The organism is Cobetia sp. 5-11-6-3 (assembly GCF_013374055.1).
Lineage (GTDB): Bacteria > Pseudomonadota > Gammaproteobacteria > Pseudomonadales > Halomonadaceae > Cobetia > Cobetia marina.
The window spans coordinates 197752-213026 of record NZ_BLWJ01000001.1 but is presented as its reverse complement, the minus strand read 5'-3'; the positions used below and the strand labels follow the sequence as shown (position 1 = coordinate 213026).

The following is a 15275-nucleotide window of genomic DNA, read 5'->3' as shown; positions in this document are numbered from 1 at the left end:
CCCAGATCAACAGGGGCACCGGCAACTGGCCGTCATGTCCTCCGCCCCATCCTCGCCAGGAGCCGTTCCATGCCGTCCTCAACCGCAATGCCCACCCCCAGCTCACCGCATGTGTCAGCGCAGGAGGATTCCTCGAGCGAGGGAATTTCGGTGCTGATACCCGGGCGTGATGAGCGAGACAACCTGCCGAAGCTGATCGCCGAGGTGCATGCGGCACTCGCCGGTCGGCGTTACGAGATCATCGTGGTCGATGACGGCTCCAGCGATGACAGCTGGCGCTGGCTCACGCAGGCAGCCCTGGAAGATTCGCGGCTGCGTCCCTATCACCATGACACCAGTTTCGGGCAGAGCACCTCTTTGTGGCAGGCCGCACGCCTGGCGCGTGGCGAATGGCTGGCGACCCTGGATGGCGATGGCCAGAACGACCCGGCAGACCTGCCGGACATGCTGTCACTGGCCAGTCTCGAGGGACTGGACATGGTGGCGGGGCATCGCACCGAACGCCGCGATGACGCCGTCAAGCGCGTGTCCTCCCGACTGGCCAATGCCATCCGCCAGGCGCTGCTGCATGACGATACGCCGGATACCGGCTGCGGCATCAAGGTCACACGTCGTGACGTCTTCCTGCGTCTGCCGTATTTCGATCACATGCACCGTTTCCTGCCTGCGTTGGTGCGGGCCCAGGGCGGCAAGGTGCAGTCCTTGCCGGTGCGCCATCGTGAGCGTGTCGCCGGGGTTTCCAAGTACGGCTTCTTCGATCGATTGTGGGTCGGCATCAGCGACATCATCGGCGTGATGTGGTTGGTGCGTCGCTCGCGCCTGCCCTCGCCGCTGCAGAATCTCTCCGGCAATGCCGTCAGTGAGACGCTGTCGCCGCTGGAGGTCGCGCTCCATCCCGCATGCAGAAACCGTGATGTATCGGAAGTCGGTGAGCATGCCGCCAGAGACATGTCGGGGATCGATACCGGCAGGGCGGCTGGGGCGGTCGATCTCTCTGGCATCGCCACACCTCACGCCGGCGTGGCGCGGGGAGCACACTGATGGATGTCAATCCGTGGTGGGTGGCCATCGGCTTCGGTGGTCAGGCGCTGTTCTCGGCGCGCTTCATCATCCAGTGGCTGGCCAGCGAGAAGGCGCGTCGTTCCATCGTGCCGCGCGCCTTCTGGTGGTTCTCGCTGGCAGGCGGCATGACCTTGCTGGCGTATGCCATCCACCGCCAGGACCCGGTGTTCATCGCCGGCCAGGGGGCCGGGCTCCTCATCTATCTGCGTAACCTGAGCCTGATCAAGCGGGACCGCGCCTCACGCCAGCAGGCGGCCAGTGACGATGCATCGAGCGTCGAGAAGCCCACCGCTTCCTCAAAGGCCTGCGAGCCGGAGGGCTCACTCCTCGCGGCCGGCGATAGTCGGCTGCGGGCCGAGCACGCTCGACTCGCGGAGGAGAATGCCCGACTCACCCATGAGGTGGCGCGACTCGAGGCACTAAGTGCTCGGCACAAGGCATCGTGCGCATGACCACGATGCTTCAAGCCCGTCTCTATCAACGCCTCGCCCGCCACCCCTGGTGGAGCCTTGCGCTGCTGTATCTGCTGGTGTCGGCCATCGGGCTCGGCATGCGCATGCCCTGGCCGGCGGATGAGCCACGCTTCGCGCTCAACGGTCTCGAGATGTGGGTCACTGGCCACTGGTGGCTGCCGCATCGCGGGGGAGAGCTGTATCCCGACAAGCCGCCGATCTTCATGTGGCTCAGTGGCCTGGCCACCGGCGTGAGTGGCGACATCCGCATCGGCTTCGCCTTGCCGTCGCTGGTCGCCGGGGTGGTGACGCTGGCGCTGAGCGTGGATCTGATCCGTCGCCTGCACGGGAAGCGCGTCGCCTTCATCGCCGGCCTGTGGCTGATCGCCACGCTGCAGTTCGTGCTGCAGGCACGTACCGCGCAGATCGACATGCTGGTCACCGCCTTCATCATGCTCGGCTGCTGGGGGCTGCTGCGCCATGCACTGCTCGATGATGGTGTGCGCTACTTCCATCTTGGCTGTTTCGCGATGGGACTGGGCATCATCACCAAGGGAGTCGGCTTCCTGCCGCTCCTGATGTTGCCGTTCTGGCTGCTGGCCATGCGCCGAGCGTCGCGCTGGCGCAGCGGTGGCCAGCGTGCCGGTCAGCTGTCCTGGCGTGAGCTGTGGATCGGGCTCTGCTGGTTGCTGGCAGCACCACTGGCCTGGGTCGGGCCGATGCTGGTGATGTCGCTGCTCTCTGCCGACCCGGAGCTGGCAGCCTATCGCGACAATATCCTGCTCAAGCAGACCGCCGAGCGCTACGCCGACAGCTGGCACCACCTCAAGCCCTGGCACTACTTCCTGACCCAGGTGATTCCCTGGGCGTGGATGCCGCTGCTGTTGACGCTGCCCTGGTGGCCGAAGGCACTCGCCACCCGCTTGTGGCGTCGTGATCTGCGCGTCTGGCTGCCGTTGAGCGGTGCGGTCTTGATCGTGGTGTTCTTCTCGCTGTCTCCCGGCAAGCGGGGCGTCTACCTCCTGCCGGCGCTGCCGCTGCTGGTGGTCGGTCTGGCGCCCTTGTTGCCCGGCCTGTCCAGAAAGCGGCATGTCGCCTGGCTGGCCTTCGTGCTGTGCGCTGGACTTGCCGGCATCTTTCTGGGCGCGGCACTGCTGGGGGCCGCTGGCCTTCCGGCATTGACGAGGCTTGCCGAGCAGGAAGGCCTGGTGCCCTGGGGATGGTGGGGGCTTCTGGGAGGGGCTGGCGTGGCGCTGTGCGCATGGTGGAAACCGCGCGGTGGCCTGCTCGCGCTGGGCAGCTGGCTGGTGGTCTTCTGGGTCCTGTGGGGGACCTGGGGCGCGCGACTGATGGACCCGGTGCGCAATCCGGCGGCACTGATGGCTCAGGTCGCCGAGCAAAGTGATCACCAGGCGCTGGCGATCCCTGACTTCCGGGAGCAGTACCTCCTGCAGGCGCGCCAGCCGCTATGGCACTTCGGCTACAAGACGTCGGAGGCGGACCAGTTCTCGCGGCTGTATGCCTGGCTGCAAGCGGCACCGCAGCACCGCTGGGCCCTGATGACTCCCAGGATGCTCAAGCGGCATGCCTGCCTGGAGGCAACGCAGGCCATCACGCTGAGTGAACCGGATGAACATTGGGCCCTGCTGCCCGGAGGAGCGGCGCTGGCGTGTCGTGGCGATGCCGATGCCGCGCCGATGTATCTGGCGCCGACTTCGGTCTCCGATGAGGCGGCGCGGTTGATCGGTCTCCCCGGGCGCCATGACGTGATGACGGAGGCCCGCCCATGAAACGTCAGACACCCCGCTCACGTGTGATCAAGCGCAGCGAGACGGAGCCCGCCACCCGGGCTGGCCGCTGGCGCAAGGCGATGGCGCTGGCCGAAAGCGCCGTCAGCTCAGGGGCCAACCTGTTTGCCAGCGAGCGGCTGTGCTGGGCACTGTGGCTGACCCTGCTGATGGCAGGAGCGCTGGCGCGACCCTATCTGCCCATCGATGAAACCCGCTATGTCTCGGTGGCGTGGGAGATGTGGCATTCCGGTCACTGGTTCGTCTCGAGCATGAATGGCGCTCCCTACGCGGACAAACCGGTGCTGTTGTTCTGGTTGATCCACGCCGGCTGGGCGGTCTTCGGGGTCAATGAAGTCTGGCCGAAAGTGCTGATGCCGCTGGTCAGTCTGCTGGGGATCTGGCAGCTGGGACGCGTCGCTCGCAACCTGTGGCCGGTGGCCGCGGGGGAGGGCGATGAATGGCAGATGCGTGAGCAGTGGGTCTCTCTGACCCGCTGGACGCTCGCCGGTTGCCTGATGTGGATGCTCTACAGCCAGGCCTTGATGTTCGATGTACTGCTGACCACCTGTCTGCTGGGGGCGCTGCGGCCCTGGTGTTCGCCACAGGGGGCTCAGCCCTTGCCCGGGAAGGCGGTGGCGGAGAGTGGGCTGTGGCTGGGACTTGCCCTGCTGGCCAAGGGGCCGGTGGCGCTGTTGTGGTTTGCTGTGGTGGTCGGCTCGCGCCCCTGGTGGACTCAGGCGAAGGCCCGCCAGGTCTGGGCCGGCGAGTGGCGCGGCTGGGGAATGAGTCTGCTGCTGGGGCTCGTGGTGCTGTGCGTGTGGTTGCTGCCCGCCGTCATCACCGGGCCGGCCAGCTACGTGGAGGACCTGCTGTGGGGGCAGACGGCGCATCGGGTCGTCGCCGCGCAGGATCATGCGCGGCCGCTGTGGTGGTATCTGCCATGGCTTGTGGTGTTGATCTTCCCGTTCAGCCTGCGCCCGCGTCTGCTGCTGGAAGGGTTTCTGGCCTCGATTGCCCAGCGGCCGACGGCCGAGCGGCCATTGCTGAGGCTGGGACGCGTCTGGGCGCTGAGTGGCCTGCTGATCTTCTCGCTCATCTCCGGCAAGCAGGTGCATTACCTGATGCCGCTGCTGGTGCCGCTGAGCCTGTTGCTGGCCTGGGCGGCGCTTCGTCAGCCACCGGCTCATGGGGCGCTGCGGCTGCTGGCGATGACAAGCGGTGGACTGGGCGTTGCCAGTCTGGCACTGGCGGTCATCGTGATGCCGTCACTGGCGCCGACAGATCTTGCACGATGGTCGGCGGACTCTGCACTGGTGGCCTCAAGCAGTGCCAGCCTGTCGAGTTTCCTGGCTGGCGCGGGCTTGCTGGCATTGATGTCAGGCCTGTGGCCGTCCAGCGCGACGTCTGGGGCAATCAGTGCGCGTCAGGTGTCGGGTGTGCAGACCCGCCACGACGGCGTCCTGAATGCGCAGCGCCGTCTGGTGCTGGGCAGCGTATTGCTGGTGACCTGTCTGTTGAGCCTGACATTGCGCCCGCTGTGGCCGCATCTGGATCAGACCGCCATCGCGCAATGGATCAATGGCCGACAGCAGGCTGGCCAGCAGGTGGCTGTCGTCGGCTGGGACTATCAAGCGACCTGGCAATTCACCGGCCGTCTGACCCGGCCACTGGAGACGCTCACGCGGGATGCGGGGTCGCTTAGCGCCTGGCAGGCGGCGCATCCGGATGGCTGGCTGGTGATCGAGGCGGAGAAGTGTCTGCGTCTGCCAGGCACGCAAGGCCCGCTGGCCGGCATGCGCGACTGGTGTCAGGCGGCAGCGGATGGCAAGGCGGATACCTCACGGATCTTCCATCAGGGACGCCATCGAGTGATGACGATTCCCGCAGCGGCGTTGGGCGGCTTGCTGTCCGCGTCATCAAAGCGGGACATGTCCGCGCAGGAGAGACAATGAGCATGAAGATTCTGGTCACGGGAGCCGCAGGCTTCATCGGCGCCGCGCTGTGCGAGCGCCTTTTGCAGGAAGGCATGCAGGTCGTCGGACTCGACAACCTCAATCCCTATTATCCGCTGGCGCTGAAGAGGCATCGTCTGGCGCGCCTCGAGACGTTGGCCAGCCAGTGTGCGGGAGAGTGCGGCGATGGCCGCCGGCCGGGCAGTTTCCGCTTCGTGCCGCTGGATCTGGTCGAGCGCGAGGCGTTGCTCGCCTTGATGAAGGACGAGGGCTTCGAGGTGGTCGTCAACCTGGCCGCCCAGGCCGGGGTGCGGCATTCCATCAGCCAGCCCTTCGATTACGTCGACAGCAATCTGGTCGGCTTCGTCAACCTTCTCGAGGCGTGCCGTGCCGCGCGTCCGAGTCATCTGCTCTACGCCTCCAGCAGCTCCGTCTACGGGGATGACGCCGCTCAGCCTCTGCAGGAAGCCCAGGTGGGGGAGCGGCCGCTGTCGCTGTATGCCGCCACCAAGCGAGCCAATGAGCTGATGGCCTACAGTTACTCGCACCTCTATGGCATGCCGGTGACGGGGCTGCGTTTCTTCACCGTCTATGGCGCGCGCGGCCGACCGGACATGGCGCCGCTGCGATTCGCGCGCAAGCTGCTGGCCGGTGAGGTGATCGATGTCTACAACCGGGGGCAGATGGCACGTGACTTCACCCATGTCAGTGACATCGTGGAGGGCATCTTCCGTCTCATGCCGCTGCCACCCGCTCAGGTGTCCAGCGCGGCACCGTCACGGGTGCTCAATCTCGGCCGTGGCGAGCCCATCGCGCTGGGAGACTTCATCAACGGACTGGAAGCGGCGCTGTGCATCACGGCCCGCAGACGTCTGCTGCCGATGCAGCCGGGCGATGTCGAGCGCACCTGGGCTGACACCTCGGCACTCCAGGCGCTGACCGGATTTCGGCCAGTGGTCAGTCTTGCCACGGGGCTTGAGGAGCTGGCCGAGTGGGCGCGGCACTATCCGTCGCTGCTGAGCGAGACGCAGGATGAGCGAGAGCACGAGGCGTCGGAAGCCGCGAGAGGCCTGACGGCGCAGCACTTGAGCACCTTGCGCGGCATGACGAGCATCAGACCGCCGGCATCGGCGGGGCTGGCCTTCAGTGCAGAAGCGCCCTTCAAGGCTTGACGGGTTTCCAACGCAGCGGGCCCCGCCACTGAGTGGCGGGGCCCGCTGCGTCCTGCTTCAGTCTGCCGACATCAGCAGCGGCCTTCGCAGTTGGCCGGCTTGTCGTTGGCGATGCGCCAGTCTTCCTCGTTGGCCAGGGTGGCCAATGGAGACAGCATCGCGAAGTCGAAGGGCGTCAGGCAGGTGTCGCGTTTCACGCGCTTGGGCCAGTCGTGGTTGGCCAGTGCCGAACGCCCGATCGCGACCAGGTCGGCGTGCTCAAGCGCCGCCACTGCCTTCTCGGAGCTGTCCACGCCGCCATTGGTGATCAGCGTGATGTCTGACTCCAGTGCCTTGCGCGATTGGTCGGCAAGCGCCGTCAGGCTCAGCGAGCGCTCGTCAGCATTCGCTGCCTCGGGGAAGGCGGGCGCGGCGACATCGCCACCCGTCAGGTGCAGGAAGTCCAGGCCAGCCTCGATCAGGTGCGAGAAGCGCGCACGAGCCGCGTCAGGCCCACCGGCCCAGCTGAGGTCCGGCTCGGTCACGGTGCCCTGCGACAGCCGCATGCCGAGTGGGAAGTCGTCGCCGACGGCCTCACGCACACTGCGGATCACCGCGAGCGGGAAGGCCAGCCGGGCAGTGGCATCGCCGCCCCAGGCATCGTCGCGCTGGTTGAAGCGCTCACTGATGAACTGGTGGATCAGGTAGCCGTTGGCACCGTGCAGCTCGACCCCGTCAAAGCCAGCTTCCCTGGCCAGGCGAGCACTGGTGGCAAAGCCGGCGATGGCCTCGTGAATCTCCGATTCGGTGATCTCGCGAGCCAGCGGGAAGGGGCCGGAGCCGCCGTAGAAGCTGAGCATCTCGCCACTGGCCCGGCTCTCTGAGGGCGCGACCACCTCATCCTTGAAGCGGTTGTGCTGAGTCTGGGCGCCGGCATGCATCAACTGGGCGATGAGTCGGCCGCCTTGTTGATGCACGGCCTCGACCACCGGGCGCCAGCTGTCCTGCTGGGCCTGAGTGGCCAGTCCCGGCTGATTGGCGTAGCCCTGGCTGAAGGCCTCATCGGTGTACAGGCCCTCGGTGACCAACAACGAGAAATCGCCGCGCGCGAAATCGCGGTAGTAATCGACCATGTCGAAGTGGACCAGGCCATCCTCCTGGGCACTGGTACGGGTCATCGGCGCGAGCACCAGGCGATTGCGAAGCTCAAGCTCGCCAAGCGTATGGGCGGTGAACAGTGTCTTGGTGTCTGTCATGCGTAACTCTCCTGCGGAGATGACTCCGCTGTCGTATCCGGTCGTGGGACCTGCACTGACTGCGTACTGAACAAGACGGAAATCGATGCAGTGCTGGCGTCATGCAGACGCCGTGCAGTGGCCTTGAGGGATGATCGACGGATCATCTGTATGCGATATATCGTGCCTGCCGAGGTGGGGTGTCACAAGCGGGATCACTGGAAGGAGAGTGTTGTCGTTTCGACAACTTGATTGCGTAATTGCCTGAATATCAAGGGGTTTTCGTAATCACTTCACGGTTGCTGCATATTGTGGCAACGGTGTACTGCTTTCCATGCACATGCCCTGCACCCACGCATGTGCATGCAACGAAACAGGCCCCGCAACCTAGGGTTGCGGGGCCTGTTTCATCCGCGGGAATCGTGTCTAGGGCGAGGGCTCAGCCCGGGCGATCACTTGCCGTCACATTGGGCAGTCTGCTTGCCGCCGGAAGGTGGGCAGCCGAACCAGTTCTCGGTCGGCTTGGCCTGGCCAGTATTGGCATGTCGTCCCCCCTGGCTTCCGATATCTCCGCCGTCGAGGCTTTTCTGTACCTGACGCTTGGCCTCATCCTTGGATTGCTGGCTGGCCTCGGGCTGCTGGTGCTGCTGGTAGTTCGCCCCATTGTCGCGGGAATCATCAGCGGTACGCGTGGAGTGGCTGGTGGTCGGCTCGCCGTTCGAGGAGTGCTGGGAGGCAGCGGCACCACTGACTCCCGTCTCGGTATTCATTTCGTCAAAGGCATAGGCCGGGGACAGGCTCAGGCAGCCCAGCATCACGGCGGCGATGCCGACACCGTAGCGCGTCTTGCGTGAAGTGCCTGCTCGGAAGGGCGAAGGGGTCGTGAATGACATGTCGAGTGCTCCTTTAGGGAAACGGCGTGGAGCATGGGCCAGGCCATTCCGTGAGCAAGTCAATGAGTGCTTGCTCGTTGTGCAAGAGACATCCAGACGTTGCGCTGTACTGGACGCTGATGGAAGAGAGATCGGGGCAGATGACGAGAAATCAACTCTCGCTGACGTTCCTGCATCGCTGGCGGGTGAGGTGGCTTGCGTATCCGGTGGTCAGGGCGGTTATCTGGTGTCGGACCCTTGAAGTCGTCGCCTGGCATGACAATGTGATGGGGAGAGGGCAACGGCCCCCTGAGAGTTCACCCAGTCAAGGAGACACGCATGACGATCAAGAAAACCGGTTCCGCGCATTGGGAAGGTAGCGTCAAGCAGGGTAAAGGTACCGTCAGCAGTGAAAGCGGTGCCCTCAAGGATCAGCCCTATGGTTTCAATACGCGTTTCGAAGACGGCGCGGGTACCAATCCTGAAGAGTTGATCGGCGCAGCGCACGCCAGCTGCTTCTCCATGGCGCTGTCGATGATGCTGGGAGAGGCAGGCTATGAGCCGAGCGCCATCGATACCCGCGCGACCGTGCATCTGGACAAGGATGACAGCGGTTTCAGCGTCACCAGGATCGCGCTGGTGACCAAGGCCAAGGTGCCGGGCATCAGTGACGCGGACTTCCAGGCGACCGCCGAGAAGGCCAAGGCCGGCTGCCCGATCTCCAAGCTGTTCACAGCCGAGATCACCCTTGAGGCGTCTCTCGACAGCTGAGACGCTCGCCAGCTGCCCTCGGCTCTTTTAGGTGAGGCAGCTATGGCGTGAAGGCGCATCCCCTCAGCAGGGGGGTGCGCCAATGAAAAAACCGCCCTGAGGGGCGGTTTTTTGCGTGGTATCTCTCTTTTTTCTCTCTCTTTTTTCTATCTCTCTATCTCTCTATCCATTTCTCTCTAGCCTTATCTCCATCCGCTTCCATTCCGGTCAGCGTTCGTCGGGCCTTTTCGCATCATCTGGCTCATCGGGTGGCAGTTCCTCTTCGCTGATCGCCCCGGCATGTTGCATGGCGTTGCGACGGGATTGCAGACGCGTCAGAGGGGTACGGCTGGGCGTGCGGTACCAGCGGATGTTCTCGCGTGAGCATTGCTCGAGTTCCGCGATCACCTGAGCGCCAAGCAGCAGGATGATGGCGCCAACCTCCAGGCCCAGCAGCAACACGATCAAGGTGGCCAGCGAGCCATAGATGGCGCCCACGAAGGACAGGTGAGTGAAGTACCAGCTCAGCGCCAGACGTGTCAGCTCCCACAGGGTCGCCGCGACCAGCCCGCCGACCAGTGCACGGCGAGTGGAGACGCGTGTCTGGGGCAGGATCTTGTAGATGGCGCTGAACAGCCCGAACATGCCGACGATGCTGATCAGGTAGATCACTTCACTGCCCGCCTCGCCGAGCGTGACCTCGATACCCGTCAGCAGGGTCAGGGCATCATTCATCGCCGAGGCCAGTGCCACCAGCAGGGTCAGTGCCAGCAGGCCGGCCCCCAGCACCATCACGAAGGCATAGGGCAGCAGGGCCGAGATCCAGGCACTGCGTTTGCGAATCACCGGGTGCTGATGAAAGATCAGCGCGATGGCATCCTCCAGCATGCGAAAGGCCAGCCCGGCGAAGAACAGCAAGCCCCCCATCCCGATCCAGCTGATCACGTCACGGTTGTCCAGCAGCTTGCGCACGGCATCCAGCAGCACGTCTTCCTGCCCGGGTCCCAGATGCTGGACCTGGATGGCGATGATGCTCATCAGACGTGACTCATCGACCAGATGCGTCAGCAATACGCAGCTCAGGGCGAACAACGGCACGCTGGAGAGCAGGATGTTGTAGCCCACTCCCCCCGCCAGCAGTACGCCACGATTGGCGATGAACTGGCCCAGCACCCGCCAGGCGAAAGCGATCAGGCGGGGGAGAAAGCGCAGCAGTCGCGCGCGCCAGGTATCGTCAGCCGTGTCCGGCATCAATGGCCTCCTGGAGAGTCGGTGGACTGGCAAGGCGTCACGAGGTGCCGCCCTTGAGTGCCCGTCGGCTGCGGCTTTCGGCGCGATGTGCCAGCAGGGTCGAGGTCGAATAGAGCGCCAGCCCTGACCAGATCAACACGAAGGTGAGCAGCATCGAGGGCTGCAAGGTCTCGTGGAATACCAGCAACGCGATGGCGAACTGCATGCTCGGATTGATGTACATCAGAAAGCCGACGGTGGCGAGGCGCAGGCGGCGTGCCGCGCCGGCAAAGGCCAGCAGCGGAAGCGCCGTCAGGATACCGCTGGACATCAGCAGCACGCTGGCGGGCAGCTCCAGCGGGCCGATGCCCGTGGCCAGAAAGCGTGACTCGCCTGTCTGCCACAGACCCGCGATCAACAGCAGGGCGAGGGGCGCCAGCATCAGCGTCTCGACGAACAGCCCCGACAGGCCATCCAGCGCGACACGCTTGCGCAGCAGCCCGTAGGTGCCGAAGGACAGCGCCAGCGAAAGGGTGATCCAGGGCAGCTCGGAGAGATTGAGAAACTGCAGGCTCAGGCCCAGCGCCGCCAGCCCCAGCGCCACGCCCTGCAGGCGAGTCAGGCGCTCCTTGAGCACCAGCATGCCCAGTGCCACGTTGACCAATGGCGTCAGGAAGTAGCCGAGGCTTGCCTGCAGCACTTCATGCTGCTCCACCGCGAAGATGTAGATCCCCCAGTTGGCCGCGATCAACAAGGCGCACGCCAGCCCCGGCCATAGTTGCCGTGGCCTGGACAATGCGCTGCGAATCGGTGACCAGCGCTTCAGCAGGCTGATCAGGAGGATGAGAAACACGCAGCTCCACAGGATGCGGTGCAGCAACACCTCCCAGGCGGGGATGCCGGAAAACAGCGCGAAGTACAGCGGAAAGCAGCCCCACATGGCATAGGCCGTCAGGCCGTAGCCGACCCCCTTGAGGCCTTCGCGACGGGCCAGGGCTGCCGCTTCATCGCTCTCGGGCGTGCTCTGCGCCTGGCTCATCGCGAGTCACTCTCGCCATCCTGAGCCAGTGGCTTGCCCGCGATGTAGTAGCCCGAGGGGCTCAGCGCGAGGAAGAAGGTCTCGGCCTCGGGGTAGCCGGCTTCGCGCATTGCCTGGTGGATGGCCTCGCCACAGACGTCACGGACCTGCTGGCCGCGTTCGAACCACAGCACCTCGACGAAGGGAAAGGCATCCACCGTCTGGCCGTCGAAGACATATTGCGTGCTGATGCACTCCAGCGTGAACTCATCGCGCGGCGTCGCCGTGGCCTCACTGAGCTGGTCGACAAGCGTGCGCGAGACGGGGGCGAGACGGGCGGGGGTAACGCCATGGAAGCGAAGCTGAGGCATGCAGGGCTCCTGGAGCACGAATGAGTGGGGGTGACAGCGCGCGTGGGCGACAGGCGGACCGAGGTCCATGCGCCGGGCTTCATCAGCCGGCGCTGACGGAGCCGGCATCAAGCCCCGCGCAACATCAGCATAAGGGGAAGCGATGGCCTGCGTCGCGCCTTCAGGCCGCGGCAGCATGTCGATGGTCAATATATCATCGGCGACTCATGCACACATCCGCTGGCTGAGCCGCGCGGAGTTGTCGGCCAGTACCCGCATTGCCTCTCACATCTGAGCGCCACAGACGGTAGAATGGGCGCATTCATGCTCGCGATGGCATGCAGGCCTCACGCCCTCCATCACCCGCAAGGCGTGTCCCGGGAGGGCGGCATGAGGGCAAGATGACCGAGGATCAGGGAGACGGCATGACAGTGACGAATCCATCAGCAACGTGGGAAGACGCAGGCAAGTTGCGTGTCAGCCTGGTGCAGGCCGATCTGCGCTGGGAAGACCCGGCAGAGAACTGTCGCCTGCTGGGCGAGCAGCTGGACGCCGCTGGCCTGACGGCCGGCCCTGACGGCCACAATGCCCTGACCGACCTCATCGTGCTGCCCGAGATGTTCGCCACCGGCTTCACCATGAATTCCCGTGAGATGGCCGAGCCGATGGAGACCAGCGAGAGTGTCGCCTGGCTCAAGGCGCAGGCTGTCGCGCGCGGTTGCGTGATGACGGGCAGCATTGCGGTACTCGAGGGAGACGAGTGCTACAACCGCATGCTGTGGGCCACGCCGAGTGGTGAGCTGAGGCATTACGACAAGCGCCATCTGTTTCGCATGGCAGGCGAGCATGAGCGTTATGGCATGGGCAATGAGCGGGTGATCGTCGAGCTCAACGGCTTCCGGATCCAGCTGTCCGTCTGCTATGACCTGCGCTTCCCGACCTGGCTGCGTCAACGCCCCGTGATTGGCGGCATGAGCGCGGCGGAGTGTGCCACCGGCAGCGCCTTCGAATATGACCTGCTGCTGTGCGTGGCCAATTGGCCGGGCGTACGGCGGCATCCGTGGCGCACCCTGCTTCAGGCGCGCGCCATCGAGAATCTGGCCTATGTGGTGGGCGTCAACCGAGTGGGTGACGATGCCAACGGGCTGCACTATACCGGCGATTCCATGGTCTGCGATTTCAAGGGCGAGCCCATCCTCGACCCCGCGCCAGACCAACCCTTCATCGAGACGGTGACGCTTGAACGCGGCGCCCTCGACGAGTTTCGAACCAAGTTTCCGGCGTGGATGGACGCCGATCATTTCACTCTGGAGGCCTGATGCGCCTGGACAAATTCCTTACCGAAACCACGGATCTCAGCCGCAGCGATGCCAAGAAGGTCGTGCATCGCGGCGATGTCACCGTGGATGGTGAGGTAGTCAAGAACACCGCGCGTGCCGTCAAGGATGGCATGCGCGTCGAATGGAACGGCGAGCACCTGGAACTGATGGGCCTGCGCTATCTGATGCTCCACAAGCCGGCCAATGTCGAATGCACCACCAAGCCGGGCCTGTACGAGCGCGCGCACGACCTGATCGAGCTGCCCAATGTCGAGCGCCTGAGCATCGTCGGGCGTCTCGATGTCGACACCACCGGTCTGGTGTTGATGACGGATGACGGCCAGTGGAACCACCGCGTCACCTCACCCAAGAAAGCCTGTGCCAAGCGTTATCGCGTGACCCTGGCGCGCCCGCTGGAAGGGGATGAGCTGGCGCGTGCCGTGGAAGATTTCGAACACGGCCTGATGCTGGACGGCGAAGAGAAGCCAACGCGTCCGGCACGCCTGGAGATGGAAACGGCCACCGTGGGTCTGCTGTGGATCACCGAAGGCCGCTATCACCAGGTCAAGCGCATGTTCGCGGCCATCGGCAATCATGTCGAAGCCCTGCACCGTGAAGCCATCGGCGACGTGGAGCTGGACCCGGAGCTGGAACCCGGCGAATGTCGCTTCCTGCGTCCGGAAGAGGTCGCCAGCTTCTGATTGTCAGCGTCTGATTGTCAGCGTCTGATCATCAGCGCCATATCGTCATGAAAAGCCCCCGTCATTTTTCCTCAATGGCGGGGGCTTTTTCATGCGCGTCGTTGGCCGCTGAGCCTTGTATCGATCCAACGATCGCGCTTAAGGTAAGCGTTGTCTGCTCGTATTGTGATTTCTTTGTGGGAAGTGCGTTTTGCAGAAGTGAAATTTATACTGAGATCGTCTTCAATCAAACGCTTGTTTCCAGTATTTTCATGGCAATGGCTTCTCCATAACAACAACGAGGAAAATCCACTATGTCGTCCCCCTTCACCAAGTCCCACCTGATGAAACCCCTGCCGCTGCGCATGGCGCTGGCGGGCAGTGGCCTGCTGCTGGCGACCCTCTCGGCACCGGCAAGCGCCGCGGAAGAGGCCAGTGTGGTATTCGCGGCGCCGCCGTGGCCAGGCGTGACCATGAAGACCGAAATCGCCTCCGAGATCTTCGAGGCGCTGGGCTATTCCCCCACCACGCGTCAGCTGGGCGCGCAGATCACCTATGAAGGCATCTCGCTCGGGGAAGTGGATGTCTATCTGGCCGCCTGGCTGCCGGGGCAGAGCACCATGTACAACGCGGCGATGGAAAAAGGCGCCATGGTCGATCTGGGCAACAACGTGAACGGCGCGCGAGCCAATTTCGCCGTACCGCGTTATGTGGCCGAAGCCGGCGTCACCTCACTGAACGATGTCGACAAGCCGGAATTCGCCGACAAGTTCGACAAGACCATCTACTCCATCGAGATCGGCTCGGGCTCCAGCGAGATCGCCAACCGTGCCGTCGACGAAGACATCTACGGCCTGGGTGACTGGGACCTCAAGGAATCCTCCACCGCCGGCATGCTGGGGACGGTGGCCAATGCCATCAAGCGCGATGAGTGGGTCATGTTCGTCGGCTGGACCCCCCACTGGATGGGGGTCGAATACGACATGGTCTTCCTGGAGGACCCCAAGGACCTGTGGGGCCCGGGTGGCGGCGCCAGTGACGTGAAGACCCTGGCCAACAAGAAATGGTCCGAAGCGCATCCCAACGCCACCGTCTTTCTGGATCAGATCGCCTTCACCTCCGAGGAGCAGAGCGAGCTGATCTATGGCTTTGGCAAGGAAGAGCGCCCGCAGGAAGAGGTGGCTGGCACCTGGATGAAGGCCAATCCCGCCAAGGTCAAGGGCTGGCTGGAAGGCGTGACCACTCGAGATGGCGAACCCGCCTGGCCTGCTGTGCAGAAGGCGCTTGGCCTGCCGGACGCCTGACGTGTCGATCCCGAACCTGTCGCTTCCGTCTGCACGGCTGAACACTCGGTCTTGAAACTCGGCGACACTGGATGACACAGTCTGCGTGCCTGTTGCCGCCGGCAATGTCT

14 protein-coding genes are annotated in these 15275 nt (G+C 64.3%); 9 read left to right on the top strand and 5 right to left on the bottom strand.

Annotation, left to right across the window (positions count from 1 at the left end):
* Nucleotides 1-69: 69 nt before the first annotated feature.
* Genes HXS66_RS00765 through HXS66_RS00745 form a run of 5 tightly spaced genes read left to right on the top strand, consistent with a single transcriptional unit; the run spans nucleotide 70 to nucleotide 6428 of the window.
* On the top strand, nucleotides 70-1041 hold the full coding sequence (locus HXS66_RS00765) for a glycosyltransferase family 2 protein (protein WP_255303021.1): 972 nt from the start codon (nucleotides 70-72) through the stop codon (nucleotides 1039-1041).
* Nucleotides 1041-1514: a lipid-A-disaccharide synthase N-terminal domain-containing protein gene (locus HXS66_RS00760; RefSeq protein ID WP_176502665.1), complete on the top strand. Its 474-nt coding sequence runs from the start codon at nucleotides 1041-1043 to the stop codon at nucleotides 1512-1514. The genes HXS66_RS00765 and HXS66_RS00760 overlap by 1 nt, the downstream gene beginning before the upstream one ends.
* On the top strand, nucleotides 1511-3304 hold the full coding sequence (locus tag HXS66_RS00755) for a glycosyltransferase family 39 protein (RefSeq protein WP_176502664.1): 1794 nt from the start codon (nucleotides 1511-1513) through the stop codon (nucleotides 3302-3304). The genes HXS66_RS00760 and HXS66_RS00755 overlap by 4 nt, the downstream gene beginning before the upstream one ends.
* Nucleotides 3301-5256: a glycosyltransferase family 39 protein gene (locus HXS66_RS00750; RefSeq protein WP_176502663.1), complete on the top strand. Its 1956-nt coding sequence runs from the start codon at nucleotides 3301-3303 to the stop codon at nucleotides 5254-5256. The genes HXS66_RS00755 and HXS66_RS00750 overlap by 4 nt, the downstream gene beginning before the upstream one ends.
* A complete protein-coding gene (locus HXS66_RS00745; protein WP_308457321.1) occupies nucleotides 5253-6428 on the top strand; it encodes an NAD-dependent epimerase/dehydratase family protein in 1176 nt (391 codons plus the stop codon). The genes HXS66_RS00750 and HXS66_RS00745 overlap by 4 nt, the downstream gene beginning before the upstream one ends.
* A gap of 71 nt (nucleotides 6429-6499) precedes the next feature.
* Here HXS66_RS00745 and HXS66_RS00740 read toward each other — a convergent pair whose 3' ends face one another.
* Nucleotides 6500-7663, bottom strand: coding sequence for an NADH:flavin oxidoreductase (locus HXS66_RS00740; protein ID WP_176502662.1), 1164 nt, complete (start codon nucleotides 7661-7663; stop codon nucleotides 6500-6502).
* Between the two features lie 431 nt (nucleotides 7664-8094).
* Nucleotides 8095-8535: a hypothetical protein gene (locus HXS66_RS00735; protein WP_141391863.1), complete on the bottom strand. Its 441-nt coding sequence runs from the start codon at nucleotides 8533-8535 to the stop codon at nucleotides 8095-8097.
* Between the two features lie 318 nt (nucleotides 8536-8853).
* On the opposite strand from HXS66_RS00735, the gene HXS66_RS00730 reads away from it, so the two are divergent.
* On the top strand, nucleotides 8854-9285 hold the full coding sequence (locus HXS66_RS00730) for an OsmC family protein (RefSeq protein WP_136938110.1): 432 nt from the start codon (nucleotides 8854-8856) through the stop codon (nucleotides 9283-9285).
* A 207-nt stretch (nucleotides 9286-9492) separates the two neighbouring features.
* Here the strand turns inward: HXS66_RS00730 and HXS66_RS00725 are convergent, their stop codons facing one another.
* The 3 genes from HXS66_RS00725 to HXS66_RS00715 are packed head-to-tail and all read right to left on the bottom strand — an operon-like array spanning nucleotide 9493 to nucleotide 11883.
* Nucleotides 9493-10515 (bottom strand): YihY/virulence factor BrkB family protein, encoded by a 1023-nt coding sequence (locus HXS66_RS00725; protein WP_077372841.1) that lies wholly within the window; start codon nucleotides 10513-10515, stop codon nucleotides 9493-9495.
* A gap of 37 nt (nucleotides 10516-10552) precedes the next feature.
* A complete protein-coding gene (rarD, locus tag HXS66_RS00720) occupies nucleotides 10553-11533 on the bottom strand; it encodes an EamA family transporter RarD (protein WP_176502661.1) in 981 nt (326 codons plus the stop codon).
* Nucleotides 11530-11883, bottom strand: coding sequence for a DUF1904 family protein (locus HXS66_RS00715; RefSeq protein ID WP_169477152.1), 354 nt, complete (start codon nucleotides 11881-11883; stop codon nucleotides 11530-11532). Before HXS66_RS00715 ends, rarD begins: the two co-directional genes overlap by 4 nt.
* Nucleotides 11884-12287: 404 nt before the next feature.
* Here HXS66_RS00715 and HXS66_RS00710 point away from each other — a divergent pair, with 404 nt between their 5' ends.
* The 3 genes from HXS66_RS00710 to HXS66_RS00700 all read left to right on the top strand — a co-directional run bounded on the left by HXS66_RS00710 (nucleotide 12288) and on the right by HXS66_RS00700 (nucleotide 15165).
* The gene (locus HXS66_RS00710) at nucleotides 12288-13181 is read left to right on the top strand and encodes a nitrilase family protein (protein ID WP_077373264.1); all 894 of its coding nucleotides are present in this window, start codon (nucleotides 12288-12290) and stop codon (nucleotides 13179-13181) included.
* The gene (locus HXS66_RS00705; protein WP_176502660.1) at nucleotides 13181-13882 is read left to right on the top strand and encodes a pseudouridine synthase; all 702 of its coding nucleotides are present in this window, start codon (nucleotides 13181-13183) and stop codon (nucleotides 13880-13882) included. Before HXS66_RS00710 ends, HXS66_RS00705 begins: the two co-directional genes overlap by 1 nt.
* A gap of 293 nt (nucleotides 13883-14175) precedes the next feature.
* Complete coding sequence (locus HXS66_RS00700) at nucleotides 14176-15165, top strand: ABC transporter substrate-binding protein (protein WP_240704157.1); 990 nt, start codon at nucleotides 14176-14178, stop codon at nucleotides 15163-15165.
* Nucleotides 15166-15275 lie beyond the last annotated feature (110 nt).